We start from the raw sequence: 23578 nt of genomic DNA, 5'->3' as shown, positions 1-23578 counted from the left end.
CATCCTTTCGTCCGAACATCCTATGTTTGGCATAGTAGTCCGCGTGTCTCGAGAACAGCGCGAACAGCAGCCTCCCGGGGAGCGGATTCTCCTCGATCTACCCGGCAACGAGGAACAGACCCTCCTCGAACGGGAGAGCGCCGCGCTAGCCGACTCCGGAGCACCGACCTCCGCCCGGCGCTACACCGCGCTCGTCGGCAGTGCATTGCTGCTCGTCGGCGTCGCGCTGGCCGCCGCCAACATGCGCCCCGCGGTCACCAGCCTGGCCTCGGTGCTGGGTGATATCCGGAGCTCGCTGGGCCAGACGGCCACCTGGGCGAGTCTGCTGACCACCGTGCCGACTCTCTGCTTCGGCCTCGCCGGGATCGCGGCACCCTTCATCGCACGCCGCATCGGCTTGGCCCGGGGGATCGGACTCGCGCTGCTGGTGTTGTCGGTGGGTCTGACGGTGCGGGTCGTCGACGGACCGACCGCCGTGCTGGCGGGGACCTTCCTGGCCTGTGGTGCCATCGCGATCTGCAATGTGCTGGTCCCGGTCGTGGTCAAGGAGTCCTTCCCGAATCGCATCGGGATGGCCACCGGGGTCTACACCTCGGTGATGGCCGCAGGCGGTGCACTCGGTTCCGCACTCACGCCGCGTCTGGCCGAGGCTACGGGTGGTTGGCGGCTGCCGTTGGCCACCTGGGCGTTACTGGCGCTGGCCGCGCTGTGCGTGTGGTCGATCGCCGCCCGACATGACAAGGCGACGCCGCCCGCCGCCGCGCAGGCGACTCCCGACCGCGAGGGCTCCCTGCTGCGGAGCCCGCTGGCCTGGGTCATCACGTTGTTCTTCGCCATGCAGGCACTGATCGCCTACGTGGTGATGGGCTGGCTGCCCGAGGTGTTCATCGGGGCCGGACTCGACATCGCCACCGCGGGACTGCTGCTGTCGGTGGTGATGGTGGTCGGCGTGCCGATGAGTCTGCTGACCGGGCCGCTCATCGCGCGCAGTCGTACCCAGTCCGGATGGGCGCTGGGTCTCGGCGGGCTCGCCGCCATCGGGATCCTCGGGTTGCTCATCGCTCCGTTGTGGGCGCCGCTGCTGTGGACGCTGACCCTCGGAACGGGGATGGCGGTGTTCCCGTTGGCGCTGACGCTCATCTCGCTGCGAACCCGGTCGGCCTCCGAGACGGCCCGGCTCTCGGCGATGGCTCAGAGTCTCGGTTATCTGATCGCGGCCACCGGCCCGTTCCTATTCGGGGTGCTGCACGACATCACCGGCGACTGGGATGTGTCGTTGTTGATGATCCTGGGGGTCCTCACGGTGCAGACCGTCCTCGGCGTGATCGCGGGGCGACCCCGCTACGTCTGACGACGGCCCACACTCACGAGTCCACGCTCACTTCTTGCGGAATTTGGCCAGGTAGCCCTGGACCTTCTCCTTGTTCTTCGGGTCGTTGGCCATCTGCTTGGCCTTGTCGAGTGCCTCCTGGGCCTTCGGGCTCTTGGCGAAGTCCTGGATACGCGAGAACAGCGATGCCATAGCGACCAACTCCTTTTCTCGTTGATTCCGACGCCGCTCCTGCGGCGTCATGTCCGAGATTACCCAATTGGGCGGCTCATCAACCCGTGATCCGTGCCGAGCGGGCGCCCCGCCTTGTCTGCGAGGCGCCCACCGAAGGATCAGTCCGACAACGGCAGCTTGAGCAGCGCGTTCTCCACCAACTCCGGCATCGCCGGGTGGATCCAGTACTGCTCGCGGGCCATCCGCCGGGCATCGAGACCGAAGCTCATCGCCTGGATCAGCGGCTGGATCAGCGTGGCGGCCTGCGGGCCGATGATGTGCGCGCCCAGCAGTCGCCCGGTGTCGGCCTCGGCGATCAGCTTGCAGAAGCCCGTGGTGTCCTCCATGGCCCAGCCGTAGGCGATGTCGCCGTAGTCCTGGGTCGCACTGACGAACCGGAGTCCCTGCGCCAACGCCTCCTGCTCGGTGAGACCGACCGAGGCCACCTGCGGCGAGGAGAACACCGCATGGGGGACGAATCGGTGATCCGAGGCGCGGGGATTATCGGGGTGCAACAGGTTGTGCTGCACGATCCTGGTCTCGTGATTGGCGACGTGCTTGAGCTGATGCGACGAGCTGATGTCGCCGAGTGCCCAGATGCCCTCGACACCCGTGCGCTGGTATTCGTCGACCACGACCCGGCCATCCGGGTGCAGCTGCACACCGGTGTGATCCAGATGCAGCAGGTCGGAGTTCGGCGCGCGCCCCGCCGCGACCAGCAGGGTGTCGCCCGCTGCGGTGGAGGCGCCGTCGGGACCGTTCAGGTGCACGCGGATGAGATCGTCCTGCCGCTCCACACTGGTGATCTCCTGGTCGAAACGCACATCCCAGCGTTCGGCCGCCATTTCGGAGAACCGGCGGGAGACGTCGAGATCCTCCTGCCGTAGCAGGGCACCGGAGCGGGTCACGAGGGTGATCTCGGTGCCGAACGAACTGAAGACGTGTGCCATCTCGGCCGCGATGAAACCGCCGCCCACGATGACCATCCGCTTCGGCAGCGTCTCCAACCGCATGATGGTGTCGCTGGTGTGCGCGCCGACGTCGGCCATTCCCGGCACCGCGGGCAGGATCGGCCTGCTGCCCGCCGCCAGCACGAAACGGTCCGCGCTGATCGTCTTCTCATCGGTGCCCGCGCTGGTCACCGCCAACATCTTGTCGCCGACGAAGCGGCCGGTGCCCTCGAAGACGGTCACATTGGGACTGCCCTCGACGCGGTACTGCCTGCCACCCTGCGAGATGGGGTCGATCCGGCCGAAGATCCGATCCCGCACCTCGGGCCAGCGCACCCCCTGTAGCTCCGAGTCGACGCCCAGGCGGGCCGATGCGGCGGGCGTGGCGGCCAGGTCGGCGGCGTGCACGAACATCTTCGTCGGGATGCAGCCCACGTTGAGGCAGGTGCCGCCGAAGGTGCCGCGTTCGATCAGCGCCACGTTCCAATCCGCGAACCGCTCATCGACGATCGAGTTGCCCGATCCGGTGCCTACGATGGCAAGGTCGAAATGCTGCACGCCGTCATCTCCACTGTCGCTGGTGGCCGGGTTTTCGAGTTCTGGTCGGTCTGCGCCGCGTTGCCCGTCACGCTAGGCGTGTCGGCGCGGTGTTCGATGGCGGGTCGTCGCCGTGACCCGCCTGCTGCGAGGAGTCTGCGTGGCTGCCGTCACGCCGAGTCCACCGAGGTGACGCATCGCGCGGCGGAGCGCGAACAACGGTCCGGCTCCGCCGCGTGCGAGGCGGTTATCGCGTCGCGTCGTCGTCGGTCCGCCGGGATCGCGCCGCCACCGGCTCGGCGTCGGTATCGGCGTCGGTGACTCCGTCGGTCGGCGGCTCGGGTGTTCGATCGATTCGGGCATCCACCGCATGCAACCCGCTGAGCAGGCCGCTGATTCCCCGCCGGTCACGGGTCAGTGGTAGAGCCACCGCGTGCAGGGCGGCCAGTCCCAGGGCGGTCCACGCCGCAGGCGCCCACCAGATCAACGCCGCCGTCTGCAGGATGCCGAACACCCCGAATCCGCTGATCCACCAGATGATCGCCTGCAGCGGCGTGGCCCCGTCGCCGTCCCTGCTGGTCAGACGCAGCAGGACGATCTGCTGTCCCGGGGTCGCCCTGCGCATCAGCAGACTGGTCCCGATCAACAACGCGGGCAGGCCCCACTGGGCGACCGCGTGGGTCCAGGGCAGCCCGTCCTCGGCTGTGGCATCGGTGCCCAGCAACCAGGTGACGATCAACAGGCCGACGTTGCCGCTGAGGAACATCACCAGCAGGTCGCAGGCCATTCCGAGTAGCCGGCGGCTCACGGTCACGGGCCGGGGGATCCCCGGGGCGGCGCCCACCCGCTGACCGGGCACCAGCCGCAGCAGCGGGGCGAGTACGGCACCGATGACCGCGCCCATTCCGTTGGCCAGCAGGTCGTCGACATCGAACAAGCGATACGGGCACGGGTAGATGAACCAGATGCCGGTGAGCTGGGTGAACTCGATGAACAGGGTCGCCGCCGCTCCGATCGCCACCGTGGCGAGGAAACCTCGGCGGAACATGTGTCGGACGAACATGCCCAGCGGCACGAACAACGCGATGTTCATCGCGAACTGTTGGAAAGCGGAGTCGACGAGCAGGGCGCGGACACCGCCGGAGCCGAACGTCGACGGGAGTCCGGCGAGGCTGGCCAGTGGGCTGAGCTGCGGACGGACCCAGTCATAGGCCTCGCAGAAGCCGGGGGCCACCGGGGGGATGGGGATCAACACGTAGGCCAGCAGACCCAATAGGTAACAGAGGAAGCCGAAGGCGATCGCCGCATGGCCTAAACCCAGTTGCCCTCGGCGTCGATACTGCCGAGCCACGTAGGGCAGGAACGCGATCGACGCCACGACGACGGCCAGGGTCAACGCCACGAACCCGGGCAGGACACGGATGCTCACGGTGGAGGGTGCTCCTGTTATCAAGGCGGCCGGCGGGCGAGGTGTCCTCGCAGGCGCCGGCCGCCTGGCTACGTCGGATTCAGTGGGAGAAGACGGGGGTGATGATCGCCCTGGCCAGCGTGTGGAAGACGAGGTTGAAGCTGACCACGGTCAGGCTCGTGCCCTCGTCCACCTCCAGCGCGGGCACGTCGATGGCGTGCACGGCGAAGTAGTAGCGGTGTGGGTGGTCACCGGGCGGGGGAGCGGCACCCGCGTAGCCCCTGGCACCCAGGTCGTTGCGCACCGCGAAGGCGGCGCCGGGCAGCGGTGCATCGAGGGCGCCCGCCCCGCTGGGCAGCTCCGTGGTGTCGGCGGGCAGATTGACCACGCCCCAATGCCAGAAACCGGCCGGGGTCGGTGCGTCCGGGTCGAAGCAGGTGACGACGAAACCCTGCGTGTCGGCGGGGAAACCCGACCAGCTCAGCTGCGGGGACACGTCGTCGCCGCCCGCGCCCGCAGAGACCTGACGCAGGGGCAGCGTCTCGCCGTCGGTGACATCGGAGCTGGTCACCGTGAAGGACGGCACCGAGGGCAGCAACGAGTAGGGATCGGGGGCGACCGGCCGGTCCAGGTTCATGGCACTCCTCGTGCATTGGCTCGTTCGAGATCGATTGCGCTCGCCGAAGACCCTATCGGCGTTCCCCCGCATCGCGCCGCCTGTTGACCGCACGCCGGGCGTGCCCGAACCGCCGAGGGTCGGTCCGACGCCCGGAGCCGCCCGGCTGCGGAGTCCACCCCCGCGAGGGAGGCGGCTCCCTCGCGCGAGGGAGGCCGAGGACGCCGCCGGGAGGAGACGCTCACGGTGACAACGCCCAGCCGGTTCGACGGCCCGGCCGTCCACATCGGCACCGAGCACCGAGAGGCAGGTCGCGATGACACATCCCGCTCCTGGAATCCACCCACTCGCGCGCAGTCTGGCCAGGGCCGCGCTGCTCTGCTGCGTAGCGCTGGCGGTGATCGGCCTGCTGCCCGCCCCGACCGACGTGCTCACCAGAACGACCGGTGTCCCCCTGTGGTTCGACACGGTGGCCGCCGGTCTCGGTCTCGTCGCGGCCCTGCTGCTCGGCTCGGCCCGCCTGCACCGGCATCCGACGTCCGTCACGATCGGCGTGCTGGCCGGTGCGGCCTTGTTGTGGACCTCGACCGGACTGCTCATCCAGGTCTTCGGGGTTCCCTTGGCGTTCTTCGGAATGCCGATGCCCTACGAGCTTCTGCCGATGGCGGTTCGAACGGTTGCGGCGATCGCATTCGCTTTGCTCGCCGCGAGCATGTTGAGCGGCCGGACCTTCGCCACCCCCGGGCCTCGCGGCTCGTGGTTCGGCATCGCCGCTCTGGTCCTGGTGTTGGTGTATCCGGCGGTCAAGACGGCCTGGGCCCTGGGCTTCGACATCGGGGTCATCGGTGAATCGGTCGCCCAGGGTTTCGACGCAGGCTGGATTCCGGCGATCTTCGCCCTGGCGGGTGCGGTCCTGATCCTCGCGCTGCTCTTCCGAGGCTTCGGATTCCTTCCCCGGTGGCTGTTGTTGGCCGGTGGGTGGTTCGGAGCGGGGGCGTTGATCACGATCATCCCGGTGTTGCTGGTGCCTGCGGAATCGTCCGAGCCCGCCGCTCTGGCGGAGTGGGTGTTCACCTTGTTCTATGGCAGTTGGGCGTTGCTGGGACCGGCGCTCGCCGCCACGACCTGGGTCTACCAACTGCGTACCCGCCCGGGAGACGGCATCGTGGCCGCCGATCCCGTCGCCGCGCGGCTACCGTGATAGGCCCATGAGATTCCTGCTTCGCGTGCTGCGCCCGGTGGTGGCCGCCACGACCTACCGTCGTTGGGTCCACCTCATCCTGGGCGGCGCGTTGCTGGTGCCGTTCGTCGCGTTGACCGGTGTGGCCGTCGAGATCCTCTGGCGGCCGCACGCGACGAGCGAACTGCCGGTACTGATCGTGGCGACCCTGGCGGCGCTGCCGTTGGTCGCGTTCATCGGTTTGGCCGCACCCGTCCGGGAGCTCTCGGTGAGCGCGGCCCGAGCACTGTTGGGCGGGCCCGTCGCGGAACTGCCGATCGGGCGCGCGAGAAGTCGGCAGGCTCGGCGTCGTACCAGCCTGTGGTTCATGATCCACCTCGTGATCGGCGGGGTCCTCGCCGCACTCACGCTCACCGTGCCGCCCGCTGTCGTGATCGGGCTGCTGGCACCGCTGCTGAGCGAACTGCGGCCGCCGTCGGGCTGGCCGATCGACGATCTCGGACCCCTTCGCTGGTGGCTGCCGCCGCTGTCGGTGCTCGTTCTACTCGGCTTGATCCTGCTGGCTGCGGGCTCGGGTCGGCTGCTGAGTCGCCTGGCGGGCTCGCTGCTCGGACCGACGCCGGAGGAACGTGCCATCGAGCAACGTCGCAGATCGATGCGAAGGGCCGAACGGCACCGGCTGGCCAGGGAACTGCACGACTCGGTGGGCCACGCGCTGAGCGTGGTGAGCGTTCAGGCGGGCGCCGCCCGGCACACGGTGTCCACCGACGTCGACTTCGCAGTGGCGGCGATGCGGGCGGTCGAGGCGGCCGCCCGCGATGCGCAGACCGATCTCGATCACGTCCTCGGGTTGCTCCGCGACGAGGAGTCCGACGACGAGTCCACCGGCCGTCTCGCACCCACCCTGCTCGATCTGCGGGCCGTCGTCGATGCCGCGCGGACCTCGGGGACGGAGGTGGCGGTGCAGGTGGACGGCATACTCGACACGCTCGCCTCCGAGGTGTCGCGCGAGGCCTACCGCATCGTGCAGGAGTGCCTCACCAACTGCCTGCGCCATGCGCCAGGGGCCCCGGTGCGGATTCGTCTCGCCGTGACCGCCGAGGAACTCCGCCTCGTCATCGACAACCCACTGCCCGAGGGCCGTGCGCGCCGCCGCGAGGGCACCGGCGGCGGGCGAGGACTGCTCGGAGTTCGCGAGCGCGTCGCGATGTTGGGCGGTTCGGTCGACTCGGGCGTCGTCGACGGCCGCTGGACGGTCTCGGCGATACTGCCGACGCCTGCGGGAGGGAGTTGATCATGGCGACGGATGCCGGAGCAGACGTCCGCGACGAGTCCACCGTGGACGTCGTGATCGTCGACGACGAGCCGTTGGTCCGAGGCGGACTGCGCGCGATCATCGACGCCCAACCCGATCTACGGGTGGTCGGCGAGGCCGCCGACGGTGTCGAGGTGGGCGAACTCGTTCGCAGGCTGCGCCCACGGGTGGTGCTGATGGATATCCGGATGCCCAGGATCGACGGGATCGAGGCCACCCGGCGGGTACGCGCGGGAGATCCGGCGCTGCCGAAGATCCTGGTGCTGACCACCTTCGAGAACGACGACAACGTCCTCGACGCGCTACACGCAGGCGCACAGGGTTTCCTGCTGAAACGCGCCTCGCCGGAGGAGATCCTGCATGCCGTGCGCACCATCGCGGCAGGCGACTCCCTGTTGTTCCCGGCCGCGATCCGGGCACTGGTCACCGGCCGCCCGACCTCGTCGCGACGGGCACCGCAGCTGACCGAACGAGAGACCGAGGTCCTGCGGTTGATCGCCACCGGACTGACCAACGCCGAGATCGCGGGCACGCTGTTCCTCGGTGTCGAGACGGTCAAGACTCATGTCCGAGCGCTATTGGCCAAACTCGACGCACGCGACCGAACCCAGGCCGTCATCGCCGCATACGAGACCGGGTTGGTCCGGCCTGGCTGACACGGCCTGCTCCGCCTCGCTTCCAGGTCGGCGATGGTCGCTCGGTGTCGGACCGATACCGTGATCGCGCGGTTCATCGGTGGTTCCCGGACGAAAGTGGAGTGTCATGGCTGAGGTCAAGGTCACGGTCGAGCGGGAGTTCGACCAGGAGATCCCCCGGATGCGTGAGTTGCTGGCCGACTATCGGGAGACCCGACCCGCCGTACTGCCCCCGCCGTTCAGCGAGTACGAGGTGCTTGCGGGTGGTGCGGGTGCGGGAACGAGGGTGCACTGGAAACTGCAGGCGACCAAGAGCCGGATCCGCGACTGCCTGCTCGACGTGGACCAGTCCGCAGACGGTGACCTGATCGAGCGGGACGCCAATTCCAGCATGGTCACGACGTGGACCGTTCGTCCGGGCGCGGCAGGCCGGTCGCGGGTCGTGGTCACCAATACCTGGCAGGGTGCCACCGGAATCGGCGGCTTCTTCGAGCGGACCTTCGCCCCCATCGGGCTGCGCCGGATCTACGGGGAACTCCTCGACAACCTCGCCCGTCGCGCGAGCTGAGCCGTCGCGGGGAGTCGCCTCGGGTTGCCGGGCGGCTGTCGACCGGCCCGCTCGCTACGCCGTTGCGCTGGGAACCGCCACCGGAACCGTGCCGTCGGAGTCCGAGGCCCCGACGGCACCCGTCCCGACCGTTCTCGGTTCCCGCTGTGCCTCGGCCAGTTGTGCGGCGAGCCCGTCGCGGATCTCGGTGAGTGTGTCGATCCGCCCGGTCAGTTCGGTCAGCCTCCTGCGGACGATGTCGAGGCCGGGCTCCTGCGGTGCGCTCCGGAGCGGATCGCCGTCCAGACATGGCACGAAGTACCTGACGTCGTCCAGGACGAGCCCCAGGTCCAGCAACCTGCGGATGTTGATCACGCGACGCACCGCCTGCTCGGCGTAATCCCGGTATCCGTTGGCCAGCCGATCGGATTCGAGCAGACCGTGCTGCTCGTAGTACCTGACCGATCGCGTGCTGCATCCCGCGCGTGCCGCCACCTCGCCGATCCGCATCCGGTCATTCTTCCTCGTCGGTGTCCTCGGGCGGCAGGCCCCGGCAGGTCCGGGGCCGCGTCCTCAGGAGACGCTGCCGCCGCCGTCCACCGGCAGCCAGGCGCCGTTGACCTGTGCTGCGCGGCGTCGATCCGACACCGCGAGAATCCACCAGGCCACCTCCTCGGCCTCGGCCATCCGTCCGACGGGCAACTGTTCGTAGCGTTGCGCCTGTGTCCTCATCGCCGCGGCCGCCTGCTCCGCCGAATAGCCGTTGTTGGCCAACACCGGCGTTCGGGTCGGCCCCGGGGCCACCGTCACCGCCCGCACCCCGCGTGCCCCGAGCTCCACCGCCCAGACCCGGGTCAGCGAGTCCAGCGCGGCCTTGCTCGCCGCATACACCGACATCGCGGGCCACCCACGCTGTCCGATGGCGGAGCTGACGTTGACCACCGTCCCTCGGCTCCGCTCCAGACCGGGCAGTGCCTCCTGCATCAACAGGATCGGCGCCACGAGGTTGGTCTCGAACTGTCGTCGAGCCTCCTGTCCGGTGACGGATCCCAGTGGGGTCGGGCGGACCACGCCCGCGTTGTTCACCAGCACGTCGATGCCGCCGAGTCGTTCGTGCGCTTGCGCCACGATCTGTGCGGGCCCGGCCTCGGCGGTGAGGTCCGCCGCGAACGGATGGATCCCCGCCCGGCCCTCGGCGGTCTCGGTGAGCCTCTCCGGGGTGCGCCCGACCGCCAGTACCGAGGCTCCCCTGCGGGCGAACGCCTGCGCCGTCGCTCGCCCGATCCCGGAGCCTGCCCCCGTGACGATGATCCGTTGACCTGCGAAATCGAGTTCTCCGTCTGTCATGGCAGCAAGGTAGAACCTTGACGTAAGCGACAAGGTCAAGTCGGACCCACGGGATGCGGTGATCGCTCCCGGGTTTATGTATCACGGGTGTGATACTTTGGTGCGGTGCCTGTGGTGGTGGATCCGGTCCAGCGACGTCGAGCCGTGGTCGAGGCGACCCTGCGACTGGTCGCCAGGGAAGGCGTCGAAGGCGCCTCGCTGCGCAAGGTCGCCGACGAGGCAGGGCTCAACATCGGCTCGGTGCGGCACTACTTCGACAACCACGACGCCCTGTTGGCGGCGGCCGCCGAGGAGGTCGGCGACCGGATGGGCAGCAGGCTCGCGGTACACCCGCCCCCCGAGGTGCGGCCCGCCTCGCCTGCGGAGGCCGTGGCGACGGTCGCCAGGGTCGTCGAGGAACTGCTGCCCCTGGACGAGGCGAAGCACGTCGAGGCGATCGTGCTGCTGGAATTCATGGCCGCCGCTCGCCGTCGCCCGGTGCTGCGGCCCATGTCGGAGCGGATGGCCCGGGACCTGCGCCAGGTCCTACACGAGGTCCTGACCTCGGTCGGCGTCCGCGACGTCGATGCGGAGACCGCGCGACTGACGGCGTTGATCGGTGGGTTGACGACCGATGTCGTGTACCCACACGGATCGCCGACCCCCGCCCGTCTGCGGGAGACCCTGCGTTTCCATCTCGAACAGGTCATCGACCGCCGCTGACCCACTGATCCGATCCGTTCCAGCGCTGCCATCGATCGCGAGGCAGCGCTACCGGGTCGTGCCCAAACCCGAGAGGACCGACGATGCCTGCCTGGTTGTTCGCGTTGTTGGCGACGGCCTTCGTCTTCTACACCGACGACTACGTGATCGCGGGTGTGCTCCCCGAGCTCGCCGCCGAACTCGCGGTGAGCAATGCGCAGGCCGGTCAGTTGGTGACCGTGTTCTCGCTGACGGTCGCCGTGGCCGCCCCCATCGCGGGTGTGGTGTTGGCCAGGGTGCCGCGCAGGCGGCTCTTCGCCATCGCGCTCCCGGTGTTCGCGCTGGCCAACCTGCTGGCGGCCATCGTGCCCACCTACGAGGTACTACTCCTGCTGCGGGTGCTCGCGGCCTTGGCCGCTGCGGCGTCGACACCCGCCTCGTTCGCGCTGGCCGCAGCACTGGCCCCACCCGAACGGGTCGGCCGCTACATCGCGGTGGTCGCCCTCGGCGTCACCGGCGCCACCGCGCTGGGCGTGCCGATCGGAACCTGGATCGGCGGCGCCCTGGGCTGGCGTGCCACCTTCGCCACCATGGCCGTGCTCGGCATCGGTGCGCTGGTGTTCCTGCTGGCGACGCTGCCGAAGACGACGGTGGACACCGAGCCGACCCCGCTGCGAGCGCAGTTCCGCGTCCTGAGCGCACCGGCCGTATCCCTGGGCCTACTGGCCAACACCGCATTGATGACCGGATCGATGATGTTCCTGACCTACCTCGCGCCGTTCCTCGGCGAGGTCGCGACAACCGACATCACCGTCCGGGGCGCGTTGTTCGCGCTCTCGGGAATCGCCGGGATGATCGGGATCTGGGCCGGCGGCCTGGCAACCGATCGATGGGGTTCGGATCGGACCCTCACCATCGGGGTCGGCGCCTTCCTGCTGGCGATGGCGGTGCTATGGGCGGCCTGGCTGCTACGGCCCGTGGGTCTGCCGGTGATCCTGCTGCCCGGCATCGTCTGGGGCGCCGCGGCGTTCTGGAACTCCCCCGCCGTCGCCGCCAGACTGCATCGACTCGCCGGTCCCGTCGCGCCGCAGGCCCTGGCCTGGAACACCTCGGCAACCTACCTGGGCGTCGCGGCGGGCGGAGTGGTCGGCGGCATCCTGCTGACCACGGTGGGCACCGGAGCTCTTCCCGTGGCGGCCGCCGGATTCGGCGCCATCGCCTTCGTGCTGTTCTGGTGGGCGGCCCGATTCCCCCGACCCACCGTCGATGCGTGAGGCGCGGCGGGGGACTCAACCACCGGTTGCCGAGAAGTGCATCAGGTCCAGCGGCGAGGCCCATCGGCCTCCCCAAGTCCAGCCGACGGCATCGAAGGCGTCCGTCACGATGCCGCCCTCCAGGATCATGCCGTCCCTGCGGTGTTCGCGATCGGTGTATGCCGAGGCCAGCTCGGGGATCACCACTCCATCGGAACGGACGTAGGGATTGACGAACGGGTTGATGTCCACCGCCAGTCCCGAGGCGTGGTCCGACCAACGTCCCATGCCGACGGCCGACCGACATACGAAGGCGGAGGTGTTGTTCCCATCGCCGGTCGGCGCCGTGTCCAACTCCCAGGCCGCGGTGACCCGCATCTCCTCGATCGGGAACCGCTCGGCGTGCAGGGCTCCGAACACCTCGATGACCGCGTCGGCGACATCGGCGTGCACCAGCATCTCCCCGGTGTGATGTCCGCCGTCGAACCCCCAGAACGACAAGGTCAGATACCGGAGTTCCTCGCTGCCCACCGGGCAACCCGGGTGCCAGGTACTGCGTTCCAACACGTCGGCGGGCACCACGGCCGAGGTCGCCACGTAGTCGTCGGCCGCAGGCGCGGGCAGCGTCGACGTGGTCGGCAGTCTGCGATCGACGAGTTCCTGCGGCGTGGGTTGGATCTCGCCGAGACCGTCGGGACGCAGCGGCAGCGGGGAGGCTCCCACCCGCCAATAGGTCTGTTCGACCGGTGGCTGCGTTTCCACCGGTTCGCTCGAATCCCGGCTGGGCGGACGCTGCGTCGTCTCGACATCGGCAGGCGGCGCCGCGTCGGCCTCGCTGGTCACGGTGCGCGGACCGGTCTCCAGCAGTGCGACGGCGTCGGAACTCGGTGGCGGTTGCAGGGAGCAGGAACCCGCCAACACGACCATCGACGCCACCAGCGCGACTCGACGCAGCATTCGGTTGCTCGGCACCGTGCCAGCCTGACACGGGTGATCGGCGCGTCGGTGTGAGCCCCGGCGTACCGGGCCCGATCGTCGACCGGTTCGGTGCTCGCCCGAGTGGTTGATCCGGCGAAACATCCCAACCCGAAGGGTAACCGATCGGATACGGTGTGTGCTCGTATCGGTGAGCCGAAGGGAGCAGTCTTGCTGCGTCGAATGGAGCAACCGCGTCGAATCCGCCGGATCCGATCACTGCTGATGGCGGCCCTGTTGGTGGTGGCGGCTCCCGTGGCCACCGCAGGAGCCAGCACCGAGAGCGGCTCGGTCGCGGAGGGACGCATCATCGGCGGGGTGGCGGCCGACACCGCCGAACACCCGTGGACGGTGGCCCTCACCACACCGAGTCGTGATCTGTACTGCGGTGGGGCGCTCGTCGCACCGACCAAGGTGATCACCGCCGCGCACTGCCTGGCGCTGCCGTCGGCCGACGGCGTTCGGATCAAGCCCAGGTCCGACATCCAGGTCGTGGTCGGGCGGACCGACCTGCGCACCGATCACGGCGTCCAGGTGGGCGTGTCCGACATCTGGGTGCACCCGCGTTACACGTCCTTCGTCGATGGCGAGGACGTCGCCGTGCTCACGCTGGACCGTCGGGTCGAGAACGAGACCATCGAGCTCATCGGCCGCAACGACGAACGGCTGTACGCCGCCGGAACCCCGGCGACGACCATGGGTTGGGGGCGTACCAGCGAGAGCGGCGCGACCTCGCCCACCCTGCGGTCGCTCGACCTGCCCATGCTCGCGAACGACTACTGCCTCACGGCGTATCCGGAGTTCGATGCGCACGCCATGGTCTGCGCCGGGTTCCCGGAAGGCGGCCGCGATGCCTGCGCGGGCGACTCCGGCGGTCCGCTGGTGGTCGAGGGCAAGCTGGTCGGCCTGGTCTCCTGGGGCGATGGCTGCGCTCGGGCCGACAGCCCCGGGGTCTACACCCGGCTCCTTTCCTACCGCGAGGTCCTCGAGCGATTGACCCGAGGGTGACGCTCGCCCTCGGTCTGTTAGACAGAAAGGGTGTCCGCCCTCTCTGCTGAAGAACATTCCGGTGCCGGTCGCGACCACGCCCCGGCCGTCGAAGACACCGTTCGCGACGTGGTCGCGCACCGCGCGCTCGGCAGCGAGCTGTCCGCCGGGTCGTTGTACGAGATCCTCCGGTTGCGCAGCGACGTGTTCGTCGTCGAGCAGGAGTGCGCGTATCCGGAACTGGACGGTCGCGACCTGGCCGCCGACACCGTGCACCTCTGGTTGACCGACGACTCCGACCCCGCCGAGTCCCCGGCCGTGCTGGCCTACCTCCGGCTGCTCGCCGAGCCGGACTCGACGGTGCGCATCGGTCGGGTCTGCACGGCCGAGGCGGCCCGGGGACGAGGGCTCGGCGGCCGATTGATGACGATGGCGATCGCCGAGATCGGGTCGACGGATTCCGTGTTGGCCGCCCAGGTCGCCGTCCTCGGCTTCTACCGTTCCTTCGGGTACCGACCGGTCGGCGAGGTCTACGACGAGGACGGCATCGCGCACCAGCCGATGGCCCGCGCGGGCGACCCCGTCTGACGGGCTTCGACCGGTCGCGGTCCGCGCCGGGTCAGGTCCGGCCGCCAGTCGTCGTTGGATTCGGCGCGGAAGCCACCACCACCCGGACGGCCCGGTCGAGATCCTCCTCGGTCAGGTCGGCTCGCACGGTCAGCCGCAGCCGCGAGACGTGATCGGGCACCGACGGCGGCCGAAAGCAGCCCACGGCCACCCCCGCCGTTCGGCAGCGCGCCGCCCAGCTCAGCGCGTCTGCGGCCGACGGCGCTCGGATCGACAGGACCGCCCCGGCGGGCTCCGACACCGCCAACCCGGCCGCGCGCAGCCTGCCCGCCAAGGTCTCGGCCCGCCGGACGACGGTCCCGGCGAGCCCGGGTTCGGCCCGCAACACCGCCAGGGCCGCCGCTGCCGCCCCCACCGAGGCGGGTGCCAGACCGGTGTCGAAGACGAAGGTGCGGGCGGTGTCCACCAAGTGGTCGATCACCCGCTGCGGGCCCAGCACCACGCCGCCCTGGGCGCCCAGCGATTTCGACAGCGTCGCGGTGATCACCACATCGGGCCGACCGGCCAGACCGGCGGCCTCGGCCGCGCCCCGACCGCCGGACCCCAGCACCCCTAGACCGTGTGCATCATCGATCAGCAACGCCGCACCGTGCTCCCGGCAGGCCGCCGAGATTCCGCCCAGCGGTGCCAGATCGCCGTCCACCGAGAAAACGGAATCGGTCACCACGACGGCCCGCTTGTGCCGTCGGTCCCGCAGCGCGGTGGCCATCGCCGTGACATCGCGATGCGGCACGGACAACGCGGCCGACCGGGACAACCGCGCGCCGTCGACCAAGGAGGCATGGTTGTAGGCATCGGCGACCAGCAGTGTTCCGGGCCCGCCCAACGCGCCGAGCACTCCGAGATTGGCGAGGTATCCCGAGGAGAAGATCAGCGCGCTCTGCATCCCGCAGAACTCGGCGAGTTCGCCCTCCAACTCGGTGTGCGCCGTGATGTTGCCGGTGACCAACCGGGATCCGGTCGCACCCGCGCCCCACCTGCGCGCCGCCTCGGCGGCCGCCGCGACGACGCGGGGATCACGCGACAAACCGAGATAGTCGTTGCCCGCCAGATCCAGTACCTCGGCGCCTGCCGACCTCGGTACCAGCCGACGGCGTAGCCCTGCTCTCGTTCTCGCTCCGGATCGAACATCCAGCCAGTCGAACACCCACGCCCCGTGGTCGGATCGATCCGTCCGCACCGGTTCGGTCGTCGGGTGCGGCGAAGCGGTCACCGCATGATCGGCCTCGGGCGAGTGCCTGTTCACCACGACCGCAGTGTCGCACGCCCGGCGCGCGGCCTCGGCGCTGACGGAATGCGACACCGACCCGCGTCCTCCCCGCTACCGTGCGGAGAATCGCGGGCCCCGAACGGCTAGCCGTACCGTCGATGCGTGCTCGACGATGTGCGTGGTACCTCGGCCGTCCATTCGGCATGGTCGCCCCGATTCGAACGACTGTGGGATCCGACGGGCGACCCGGGGCCCTCGGTGCTGAGATCGGCCGAGACCGGACTCTGGCTGATCCGTCGGTCCGTCGACATCCGACGCATCCTCGTCGACGTCGACACCTTCCGGCCCGACAACGCACTCGACGCCTTCACCGCCTTGCAGGGGCCCGCGCTGCGCACCCTGGCTCGTGCGGACTTCGCCCTACCCCCGACTCTGGCCAACAACGGCACGGCCTCACACCTCGGGCTACGTCGGCTGGTGGCCGCCTTCTTCACCCCCGCGCGGATAACCGAGGCCGTGCCGCTGATTCGACGCCTCACCGAGTCCTATCTGGACGAACTGCGTGGTCCGCTCGAAGCCGGATCCACCGTGGACCTGGCGGCGCCGCTGGCTCGAGACCTGCCCGCCAGGGTGCTGTTGCGGCTGTTGCGGATCGACGACGTCGACCTGCCACGGCTCAAGGCGTGGAGTACCGCCTCACTCGAACTGTTCTGGGGTGCGCCGCAACCCGAGCGGCAGCGCGAACTCGCCGCCTCGGCGGGCGCCTTCCACCGATGGTTGCGTTCTCGACTCGCCTCGGCGGGCGACGCCGAGCCGAGCCTGTTCGCCGCGCTGCGGCGGCATCGACTCCCCGGCGGCGACCCGCTGTCGGCCGATGAAGCCGTGGGTGTCTGCTACTTCCTGCTCATCGCGGGCCAGGAGACCACGACCCAGCTGCTGGCCGGACTGCTGCATCGGGTGCTCGACGATCCAGGCCGGTGGCGCGGGATGGCGGCAGCCACGCCGGGAGTCGCGGCGACGGCCGTCGAGGACTTCCTCCGACACTCGCCGCCGGTGCCCACCTGGCGTCGAATCGCGGCGCGCGACACCGTGATCGACGGTGTGCACATCCCGGCAGGCGCCCGCCTCCTGCTGTTGTTGGGCGCGGCGGGTGCCGACGAGAACGAGCGGTCGTGCGACCAGCGGGCTGCGTCGCGGACCGACGCCGCCAGAACCCGGCCGCACTCGGCCGCCGACCGGACCGCCTGCACTGCACCGGCATCGGCCCAGCGCGGATGCCCGCGTGTCGAGGCCGCGTCCTCGACGGGCACGTCCCACCGAGCCTCATCACCGAATACGCGGCGGCACCTCGCATTCGGGCACGGGCCGCATTTCTGTCTGGGCGCCGAACTGGCCCGTACCGAGGCGATCACAGTGTTGGAGACGGTGGCCGCCGCACTGCCCGGGCTCCACCGGGTCGAGCCCACTCCGCCCGAACTTCGGTTGCTGTCCTTCCGCGCCCCTCAGCGTGTGTTGGTCCGCCAACACCTCGGGTGAGCGTGACGCAACGTGTCGATCACGGTGAGTAGGGCGACGGCGACGGTCGGCGGCTCGTCGGGAAACGGTACGGTCGTCGGCGACCAACTGTGCTGCCTCGTTCTCTCGAATGGCGATGGCACGGCGCAGTACACCATCAAGGAAATCTCGGGCTCCCGTCGACGCGGGGGAGGGGAGCAGCATGACCAGCGGCCGGGTCTCGTTCATCGGTGCAGGCCCCGGTTCGGCCGATTTGATCACGGTGCGCGGTGCGCGCCGAATCGCTGAGGCCGATGTCGTGGTGTGGACATCCAGTTCGATCTCCCCGGACTGCGTTCGGGAGCACGCCAACGAACTCGCCCAGCTGGTGGACTCCGCGCGGGTCCCCGAGGACGCGGTGCTCGAGGTCTATCGGCGAGCCACCGCCGAACGACTGCGGGTGGCCCGGTTGCTGCCGGGCGACCCGACGCTGTGGAGCGGCGTGCAGGCCCACTACGACGTGTGCAGGCGTTTCGGCCTCGAGGTGGAACTCGTGCCCGGCGTGTCCACGGTGTCGGCGGCGGCATCGGCTGTCGGCCGGGAACTGACACCGGACGGCGCCCACTCCGTGGTTCTCGCACGGGCGGACGGCGGAAAGACGCCGCTGCCGCAGGGCGAGGAGTTGCGCAGGTTCGTGACCACTGGCGCGACGATCGCGATGTACGTGGCCGGTGCGCGAGCGGGCGAACTCGTCGAGCAGCTGCTCGCCGGTGGTTACACCGAGAGCACCCCGGTGGTCGTCGGGCACAAGCCGTCGTGGCCCGACGAGCAGCTGTTGCGTACCTCACTGGGTGAGCTGGCCGCCACCGTGAAACAGAACCGGTTGTGGAGCAACACGCTCTTCCTGGTCGGCGACGCGCTGGCCACGCCTGCCGGTCGCAACCGCAGTGGTGCGCGCACGACCGGCCATTCCTACCGCCGCACCCCGACCGAGCCGGGTGCCGCGCAGCAGTCTCCTCGCAGACCGAGGGGTGAGGCGGCCCAGGAGCAGGCGGACCCCGAGCCGGCCCCCTTCGAACCGCGAACCTCCGAGGCCGAGCGAGGAGCCGAGGCGGCGGCCGCCTGGTGGGCGGTGCGCGATTGGCAGGAGACGGCGCGGATCGCGGGCCGAGGCGGGGGCCGAGGCGCCCCCGGCAGGCCGCGTAAGGCCGCCGATGCGGAATCCGACGGTGGGTCCGACCCCGCCGCCGAGGTGCTGCCCGAGCCGCGCCCGGTCGCCGAGGCCGAACTTGTGCCCGGAAAGCCGGTCGCAGGCAGCCCGAAGCCTGGCAGGAAGCGGGTCGATGGCGCGGCTGCGAAGAGCATCGGCGATGCCGAGGGTGGCGGATCGGCCACTTCGGACGGTCGAGTCGACGCCGACGTGCCGGGGAACACCGCCGAGACGCGCGAGCCGACCGCCGGCAGTCCGAAGGGTTCGGAGCACGGTGCCGCCGAGAAGCGGGTCACCGCCAACAACAAGGTGAGCGCCAAACGGACCACGACGTCCTCGGTGAGCGCGAAGGTCGATGCGCCTGCCGACCAACAGACGCCGGTATCCGCATCATCGGAGCGCGACGGCGGGCGCCGTCGTTCCTCGGGCCGAAAGGGGTCGCAGGGCAAGGGACGTCGATCCTGATCGGACCCGACCAGCGTCGATCGGTCCGGAACAACCCGACTCCTGCTAAGAGGTGATCTGTGTCGCGCCGGGTTCGCTAGGACACGGCGCGCCCGCGCGGCATCCTTGGCCTCATGCGAGCCGAACGACACGACACACCTGCCGATCCCTATCTCACCGGGCTGCTGTTGACCGGCAGGCGGGTCGTGGTGGTGGGCGCGGGCACCGTCGCCCAGCGTCGCCTGCCCCGGCTGGTCGGTGCGGGCGCGGCCGTGGAGGTGATCGCGCCGCAGGCCACCCCCGCCGTGGAGGCGATGGCCGACGCGGGCGAGCTGACCTGGTCACGACGCCCCTACCGATCCGGTGATCTCGCCGAGGCCTGGTATGCCGTGGCCTGCACCTCGGATCCCTCGGTCAACGCGGAGGTCGCGGCGGAGGCGGCGGTCAGCCGGGTGTTCTGCGTCCGTGCCGACCAGGCCGAGGGCGGCAGTGCGGTCACCCCCGCGGTCGGGGAACACGCCGGGTTGCGGGTGGGCGTGCTGGCCGGTGGCCGTCCGCGACGTTCGACGGCCGTGCGAGACGCGGTGATCGCGGGCCTGAGCGCGGGCACGATCGACGACCACGAGGACCCGACTGCCGAGAACAGCCCCGGAGTCGCCCTGATCGGCGGCGGCCCCGGTGACCCCGACCTGATCACCGTGCGCGGCAGACGACTCCTCGCCCGGGCCGACGTCGTGGTGACCGACCGGCTGGCCCCACGCGAACTACTGGAGGAACTCGCACCCGATGTCGAGGTGATCGATGCCTCCAAGATCCCCTATGGGCGGGCGGCGAACCAGGAGGTCATCAACGCGACACTGATCGAGCGTGCCAAGCAGGGTCGATTCGTCGTGCGACTCAAGGGCGGCGACCCCTTCGTCTTCGGACGCGGCTTCGAAGAGGTGCTGGCGTGTGCGGCGGAGGGCGTCCCCGTGACCGTGGTTCCCGGTGTGACCAGTGCCTTCGCGGTGCCCGCCGTGGCCGATGTGCCGGTGACCCATCGCGGGGTCGCCCACGAGGTGGTGGTGGTGTCCGGCCATGTCGGCCCGGATGACGAACGTTCGTTGACCGATTGGCGGGCGCTCGCCCGCCTGCGCGGCACCCTTGTGTTGCTGATGGGTGTGGAGCGCATCGCCCAGTTCGTCGAGGTGTTGACGGGGCACGGCCGTCCGGGGGACACGCCGGTGGCGGTATTGCAGGACGGCACGTTGCGCACCGAACGGGTGTTGCGGTCCACTCTCGACACGGTGGCGCAGGACATCGCCGACGCGGGGGTACGACCGCCTGCGGTGATCGTCATCGGTGCGGTCGCGGGACTCGGCCCGGCGACGGACCCGGAGCATCCACAGTGACTCGACTCGGCTGAAGGGCTGCGACAACGACGGCGGGGCCGGTCGCGATCGCGACCGGCCCCGCCGTGGTAGTCCGCTGGTGTCAGCGAGAGTAGTTCGAGCGGTTCTCCCGCTGTCCCCGGTTCTCCCGGCGCTCGCCGCCCCGGTAGCCACCGCCGGACCGGGAGCCGCCACCGGCACCGCCTCGGCCTCGGCCGCCGGGTGCGCCTGCCCGCCGGGGGCGGGACTGCCGCTCCGGACGAGGCTCGGCGACGGGCTCGCCGCTGGGCGTCCTGGCCCCGGTGAGGGTGGCCAGTTCCTCGTCGCCCGGCCGGACCCGAGTCGACTTGGCACGGACCCCGGCACGGTTGGTCATCGCGGTGACGCTGCGCCGCTGCTCGTTGAGCACGAGGGTGACGACCACACCGGACTCGCCTGCCCGCGCGGTACGACCGGCACGGTGCAGGTAGTCCTTCGGGTCGGCGGGCGGGTCGACGTGCACGACGAGGCTGACGTCGTCGACGTGGATGCCTCGGGCGGCGACGTCGGTGGCCACCAGCACGGGAGTCGTGCCCTCGCGGAACTCGCCGAGGGTGCGCGTCCTGGCGTTCTGCGTCTTGCCACCGTGCAGGGCACCCGCACGGACGCCGACCGAACGCAGCTTCTTCGCGACGCGGTCCGCGGTGTGCTTGGTACGCACGAACATGATGGTGCGACCCTCACGGGCGCCGATGCCTGCGAGCACGTCGGGCTTGTCGTCGGCCGAGACCAGCAGCAGGTGGTGCTCCATGGTGGTGACGCTCGCCGACGGCGGCGCGACCGCATGGACCACCGGGTCGGTGAGGTACTCGCGCACCAGCGTGCCGACCTCGCGGTCCAGCGTCGCCGAGAACAGCAGTCGCTGACCACCGGGCCGCACCAGGTCCAGGATCGCGCGGACCTGCGGGAGGAAGCCCATGTCCGCCATCTGGTCGGCCTCGTCCAGGGTGGCGATCATCACGTCGTCGAGCTGGCAGGTGCCCTGCCGGACGTGGTCGGAGAGCCTGCCCGGCGTGGCGATCAGCAGATCGACCCCGCGCCGCAGCGCGGCGGTCTGCCGGGGGAAGGACGTGCCGCCGACCACCGTGGTGGTCCGCAGTCGCAGCGAGTGCGCGAACGGCTCCAGGGCGTCGTGCACCTGCATGGCCAGCTCGCGGGTGGGGACCAGGATCAGACCGCGCGGCCGCATCGGCGCCGTCTGGCCGTCCTTGAGCCTGGTCAGCATCGGCAGACCGAAGGCGAGGGTCTTACCGGAGCCGGTCTGGCCCCGGCCCAGGACGTCGCGCTGGGCGAGCACGTCGGGCAGCGTGGCGGCCTGGATCGGGAACGGCTCGGTGATGCCCTTCTCGGACAGCGCACGGACCAGGGCCTCGGGCAGGCCCAGCTCGGCGAACGACGGCATCGGGCCCGTCGGCAGCGGCGCGGTGGCCTCCAACGCCGAGTGCAGCAGCGGCGAGACGGCCTGTTGCGGCCTGGACTCGCGGCGGGGACGTCGCCTGCCGCCACCGTGGCGGGCTCCGTCGCCGCCACGCCCGTGCTCGGGGTGACGCGGCGAGTGCGCGCGCTCGGAACGGCTTCGGGACGTGGTTGGCACAAGCACCTCCGTGACATGGCACGTCTCGGGGATGCGCCACGCAGAATCAAAGCGGGTGCGATCTCAAGGACGAGCCCGGCGCGTCATAGCGCCTTGACTGTAAGTGAGTGGATCGACAGCACCGAAGAATCGCCGTGGCGACCGGGCGGCGAAAGGAGTTCGAACCCGCGCGGTGCTCTATGAGACTACACGCTCGGCTCCATTGATCATCATCGGGCGGGCGCCTGGTCGATCAAAGGCGGACGAAACCGGTGGTCCGCGTCTCATTGCGACGCGGACCACTCGGTCGGGAGAGGCGGCAGGGAATGCGGAGGTCAGCCGCGCGGCCCAAGCCCGGCGGCCGAGATCAGCTGCTCGGTCAACCGGTCGGCGTCCGCCAGTTCGGCGGGCAGTCCGTGGGTCAGGAACCAGGTCGAGACGTTGGCCACGTCCCTGGCCAGGTAGGCGGGTCCCTCTGGATTGGCGACCACGTCGACGAGCTGGGGGAGGTCGATCAACACCAGCTCGCCCCCGTGCACGAGCAGGTTGAAGGCCGACAGGTCGCCGTGGGTCAGTCCATTGGCGGCCAGTACTCGCATGCTCTCGGTCAGTGAGGACCACAGGGAGGTCAACGCGTCGAGGTCGGGTCGGAGCTGGGCGAGCCTGGGCGCCGCGGTGCCGTCGGCGGTGCCCACGAACTCGGTCAACAACTCGGTGCCCACCCGTTGCACCGGGTACGGCACCGGCAGTCCGAGATCCCACAACCTGCCCAGCGCGGCGAACTCGGCCGCCGCCCACTGCTCGGCGATGAGGTTGCGGCCGAAGTCGGTGCGCCCTTCGATCGCCCGCATCTCCCGGGACCGGCGCATCCGCCTGCCCTCCAGATAACCGGCATCGCGGTGGAACAGCCGATGCTCCGCCGATCGATACCGTTTGCAGGCCAGCAGACAGGATGCGCCCGTCGCGAGCTCAACGCGCTCGATCAGGTGAACTTCGGCTTCCTTGCCGGTCTTGAGCACGCCGAGTTCGTGGTCCACCGCCTCGGTGACGGTGACCAGCCAGTCGGGGTGCGGCAGCGGACCTCGGTCGCCCTCGTCCCAGGTCGACCAGCGGTCGGCGCCGTCGGGCAGGGCGGTGGCGGCACTCTCGGCCTCGGCACGACGCTCGAGGGTCCGTCGCCGGGCGTCCTCGGTGAGCCTGCCCCGGCGATGGCTCAGGCCCTCGTCGGTGTCGCGATCGGTGCGGCGGCGACGGCCGGACCGTCGGCGTTCGAATGACTCGTAGTAGTCGGCGTACGCGTCGTCATCGTCGAGATCGGCCTCGGGATCGCCGTACTCGTCGTCATAGCGTTCTGGCCCGGCGAGGCGAGGATCATCGCGGCGGGCGTCGTCGGATTCATCGGCGAATGGTTCGGCGGCATGGTCGTCGTCGAGGTCGTCACCGTCGGAAAGAGAATGGGAGGAAAGCTGGGAACGCAGGGAATGCGTCGACATTGCGAGAACTCCAAGGAGCCGACTCGCTCACACCCGGACAGCACCGGGTTCGGTGGCGCCGTTCGGAACGGCGCCCACAGAACCGCTTTCAGCCGCAGGCGGGGCGAGAAACCGGATTAAGAAGAAAAACCACGTTGAAAACCG

22 protein-coding genes are annotated in these 23578 nt (G+C 70.0%); 12 read left to right on the top strand and 10 right to left on the bottom strand.

Annotated elements, in window-relative coordinates:
- The first annotated feature begins 43 nt into the window (after nt 1–43).
- Nucleotides 44–1351: a CynX/NimT family MFS transporter gene (locus BKA25_RS18210; RefSeq protein WP_236750608.1), complete on the top strand. Its 1308-nt coding sequence runs from the start codon at nt 44–46 to the stop codon at nt 1349–1351.
- Nucleotides 1352–1378: 27 nt separating this feature from the next.
- Here the strand turns inward: BKA25_RS18210 and BKA25_RS18205 are convergent, their stop codons facing one another.
- From BKA25_RS18205 to BKA25_RS18190, 4 genes are all read right to left on the bottom strand, one after another.
- Nucleotides 1379–1522: a hypothetical protein gene (locus BKA25_RS18205; RefSeq protein WP_172803758.1), complete on the bottom strand. Its 144-nt coding sequence runs from the start codon at nt 1520–1522 to the stop codon at nt 1379–1381.
- A 140-nt stretch (nt 1523–1662) separates the two neighbouring features.
- Nucleotides 1663–3051: a mycothione reductase gene (locus tag BKA25_RS18200; protein WP_069848080.1), complete on the bottom strand. Its 1389-nt coding sequence runs from the start codon at nt 3049–3051 to the stop codon at nt 1663–1665.
- A 226-nt stretch (nt 3052–3277) separates the two neighbouring features.
- On the bottom strand, nt 3278–4459 hold the full coding sequence (locus tag BKA25_RS18195) for a VanZ family protein (RefSeq protein ID WP_069848082.1): 1182 nt from the start codon (nt 4457–4459) through the stop codon (nt 3278–3280).
- 79 nt (nt 4460–4538) lie between these two features.
- On the bottom strand, nt 4539–5075 hold the full coding sequence (locus BKA25_RS18190) for a YbhB/YbcL family Raf kinase inhibitor-like protein (protein ID WP_069848084.1): 537 nt from the start codon (nt 5073–5075) through the stop codon (nt 4539–4541).
- A gap of 295 nt (nt 5076–5370) precedes the next feature.
- Here BKA25_RS18190 and BKA25_RS18185 point away from each other — a divergent pair, with 295 nt between their 5' ends.
- The 4 genes from BKA25_RS18185 to BKA25_RS18170 all read left to right on the top strand — a co-directional run bounded on the left by BKA25_RS18185 (nt 5371) and on the right by BKA25_RS18170 (nt 8752).
- Nucleotides 5371–6255, top strand: a complete 885-nt coding sequence (locus BKA25_RS18185) for a hypothetical protein (RefSeq protein ID WP_069848086.1) — start codon at nt 5371–5373, stop codon at nt 6253–6255.
- Between the two features lie 7 nt (nt 6256–6262).
- Nucleotides 6263–7528 (top strand): sensor histidine kinase, encoded by a 1266-nt coding sequence (locus BKA25_RS18180; protein WP_069848088.1) that lies wholly within the window; start codon nt 6263–6265, stop codon nt 7526–7528.
- Between the two features lie 2 nt (nt 7529–7530).
- The gene (locus BKA25_RS18175; RefSeq protein ID WP_069848089.1) at nt 7531–8205 is read left to right on the top strand and encodes a response regulator; all 675 of its coding nucleotides are present in this window, start codon (nt 7531–7533) and stop codon (nt 8203–8205) included.
- Nucleotides 8206–8311: 106 nt separating this feature from the next.
- Nucleotides 8312–8752 carry an SRPBCC family protein gene (locus BKA25_RS18170; protein WP_069848091.1) on the top strand — a complete coding sequence of 147 codons (441 nt, stop codon included), beginning with the start codon at nt 8312–8314 and terminating at the stop codon, nt 8750–8752.
- Between the two features lie 54 nt (nt 8753–8806).
- On the opposite strand, the gene BKA25_RS18165 is transcribed toward BKA25_RS18170, so the two are convergent.
- Both BKA25_RS18165 and BKA25_RS18160 read right to left on the bottom strand, forming a co-directional pair.
- Nucleotides 8807–9241 (bottom strand): MerR family transcriptional regulator, encoded by a 435-nt coding sequence (locus tag BKA25_RS18165; RefSeq protein WP_069848093.1) that lies wholly within the window; start codon nt 9239–9241, stop codon nt 8807–8809.
- A gap of 63 nt (nt 9242–9304) precedes the next feature.
- Nucleotides 9305–10078 carry an SDR family NAD(P)-dependent oxidoreductase gene (locus tag BKA25_RS18160; RefSeq protein WP_069848095.1) on the bottom strand — a complete coding sequence of 258 codons (774 nt, stop codon included), beginning with the start codon at nt 10076–10078 and terminating at the stop codon, nt 9305–9307.
- 105 nt (nt 10079–10183) lie between these two features.
- Here BKA25_RS18160 and BKA25_RS18155 point away from each other — a divergent pair, with 105 nt between their 5' ends.
- Nucleotides 10184–10780, top strand: a complete 597-nt coding sequence (locus BKA25_RS18155) for a TetR/AcrR family transcriptional regulator (RefSeq protein WP_069848097.1) — start codon at nt 10184–10186, stop codon at nt 10778–10780.
- Nucleotides 10781–10863: 83 nt separating this feature from the next.
- On the top strand, nt 10864–12033 hold the full coding sequence (locus tag BKA25_RS18150; RefSeq protein ID WP_069848099.1) for an MFS transporter: 1170 nt from the start codon (nt 10864–10866) through the stop codon (nt 12031–12033).
- 15 nt (nt 12034–12048) lie between these two features.
- On the opposite strand, the gene BKA25_RS18145 is transcribed toward BKA25_RS18150, so the two are convergent.
- Nucleotides 12049–12984 carry a M15 family metallopeptidase gene (locus tag BKA25_RS18145; RefSeq protein WP_236750610.1) on the bottom strand — a complete coding sequence of 312 codons (936 nt, stop codon included), beginning with the start codon at nt 12982–12984 and terminating at the stop codon, nt 12049–12051.
- 174 nt (nt 12985–13158) lie between these two features.
- On the opposite strand from BKA25_RS18145, the gene BKA25_RS18140 reads away from it, so the two are divergent.
- Nucleotides 13159–13995 (top strand): S1 family peptidase, encoded by an 837-nt coding sequence (locus tag BKA25_RS18140; RefSeq protein WP_236750612.1) that lies wholly within the window; start codon nt 13159–13161, stop codon nt 13993–13995.
- A gap of 30 nt (nt 13996–14025) precedes the next feature.
- Nucleotides 14026–14562, top strand: a complete 537-nt coding sequence (locus BKA25_RS18135) for a GNAT family N-acetyltransferase (RefSeq protein WP_311734485.1) — start codon at nt 14026–14028, stop codon at nt 14560–14562.
- Between the two features lie 31 nt (nt 14563–14593).
- Here the strand turns inward: BKA25_RS18135 and BKA25_RS18130 are convergent, their stop codons facing one another.
- Nucleotides 14594–15748, bottom strand: a complete 1155-nt coding sequence (locus tag BKA25_RS18130) for an 8-amino-7-oxononanoate synthase (protein WP_084643607.1) — start codon at nt 15746–15748, stop codon at nt 14594–14596.
- A 225-nt stretch (nt 15749–15973) separates the two neighbouring features.
- On the opposite strand from BKA25_RS18130, the gene BKA25_RS18125 reads away from it, so the two are divergent.
- From BKA25_RS18125 to cobA, 3 genes are all read left to right on the top strand, one after another.
- Nucleotides 15974–17347, top strand: a complete 1374-nt coding sequence (locus tag BKA25_RS18125; RefSeq protein ID WP_069848103.1) for a cytochrome P450 family protein — start codon at nt 15974–15976, stop codon at nt 17345–17347.
- 181 nt (nt 17348–17528) lie between these two features.
- Nucleotides 17529–18980: a cobalt-precorrin-4/precorrin-4 C(11)-methyltransferase gene (locus tag BKA25_RS18120; RefSeq protein WP_069848105.1), complete on the top strand. Its 1452-nt coding sequence runs from the start codon at nt 17529–17531 to the stop codon at nt 18978–18980.
- A 113-nt stretch (nt 18981–19093) separates the two neighbouring features.
- A complete protein-coding gene (gene cobA / locus BKA25_RS18115; protein ID WP_069848107.1) occupies nt 19094–20350 on the top strand; it encodes a uroporphyrinogen-III C-methyltransferase in 1257 nt (418 codons plus the stop codon).
- Between the two features lie 82 nt (nt 20351–20432).
- On the opposite strand, the gene BKA25_RS18110 is transcribed toward cobA, so the two are convergent.
- Together BKA25_RS18110 and BKA25_RS18105 are read right to left on the bottom strand one after the other, a co-directional pair.
- Nucleotides 20433–21962 carry a DEAD/DEAH box helicase gene (locus BKA25_RS18110; protein ID WP_069848109.1) on the bottom strand — a complete coding sequence of 510 codons (1530 nt, stop codon included), beginning with the start codon at nt 21960–21962 and terminating at the stop codon, nt 20433–20435.
- A 314-nt stretch (nt 21963–22276) separates the two neighbouring features.
- Nucleotides 22277–23434, bottom strand: a complete 1158-nt coding sequence (locus tag BKA25_RS18105) for an RIO1 family regulatory kinase/ATPase domain-containing protein (protein ID WP_084642763.1) — start codon at nt 23432–23434, stop codon at nt 22277–22279.
- Nucleotides 23435–23578: the final 144 nt, after the last annotated feature.

Source organism: Actinoalloteichus hymeniacidonis (assembly GCF_014203365.1).
Taxonomy (GTDB): domain Bacteria; phylum Actinomycetota; class Actinomycetes; order Mycobacteriales; family Pseudonocardiaceae; genus Actinoalloteichus_A; species Actinoalloteichus_A hymeniacidonis.
This window is presented reverse-complemented; position numbering and strand designations above follow the sequence as displayed.

Excerpts from the sequence above, each read along its gene's own strand:
- BKA25_RS18205 (WP_172803758.1), bottom strand. The coding sequence starts at position 1,522 with ATGGCATCGCTGTTCTCGCGTATCCAGGACTTCGCCAAGAGCCCGAAG.
- BKA25_RS18190 (WP_069848084.1), bottom strand. The coding sequence starts at position 5,075 with ATGAACCTGGACCGGCCGGTCGCCCCCGATCCCTACTCGTTGCTGCCC.
- BKA25_RS18185 (WP_069848086.1), top strand. The coding sequence starts at position 5,371 with ATGACACATCCCGCTCCTGGAATCCACCCACTCGCGCGCAGTCTGGCC.
- BKA25_RS18180 (WP_069848088.1), top strand. The coding sequence starts at position 6,263 with ATGAGATTCCTGCTTCGCGTGCTGCGCCCGGTGGTGGCCGCCACGACC.
- BKA25_RS18175 (WP_069848089.1), top strand. The coding sequence starts at position 7,531 with ATGGCGACGGATGCCGGAGCAGACGTCCGCGACGAGTCCACCGTGGAC.
- BKA25_RS18170 (WP_069848091.1), top strand. The coding sequence starts at position 8,312 with ATGGCTGAGGTCAAGGTCACGGTCGAGCGGGAGTTCGACCAGGAGATC.
- BKA25_RS18165 (WP_069848093.1), bottom strand. The coding sequence starts at position 9,241 with ATGCGGATCGGCGAGGTGGCGGCACGCGCGGGATGCAGCACGCGATCG.
- BKA25_RS18160 (WP_069848095.1), bottom strand. The coding sequence starts at position 10,078 with ATGACAGACGGAGAACTCGATTTCGCAGGTCAACGGATCATCGTCACG.
- BKA25_RS18150 (WP_069848099.1), top strand. The coding sequence starts at position 10,864 with ATGCCTGCCTGGTTGTTCGCGTTGTTGGCGACGGCCTTCGTCTTCTAC.
- BKA25_RS18120 (WP_069848105.1), top strand. The coding sequence starts at position 17,529 with ATGACCAGCGGCCGGGTCTCGTTCATCGGTGCAGGCCCCGGTTCGGCC.
- cobA (WP_069848107.1), top strand. The coding sequence starts at position 19,094 with ATGCGAGCCGAACGACACGACACACCTGCCGATCCCTATCTCACCGGG.
- BKA25_RS18105 (WP_084642763.1), bottom strand. The coding sequence starts at position 23,434 with ATGTCGACGCATTCCCTGCGTTCCCAGCTTTCCTCCCATTCTCTTTCC.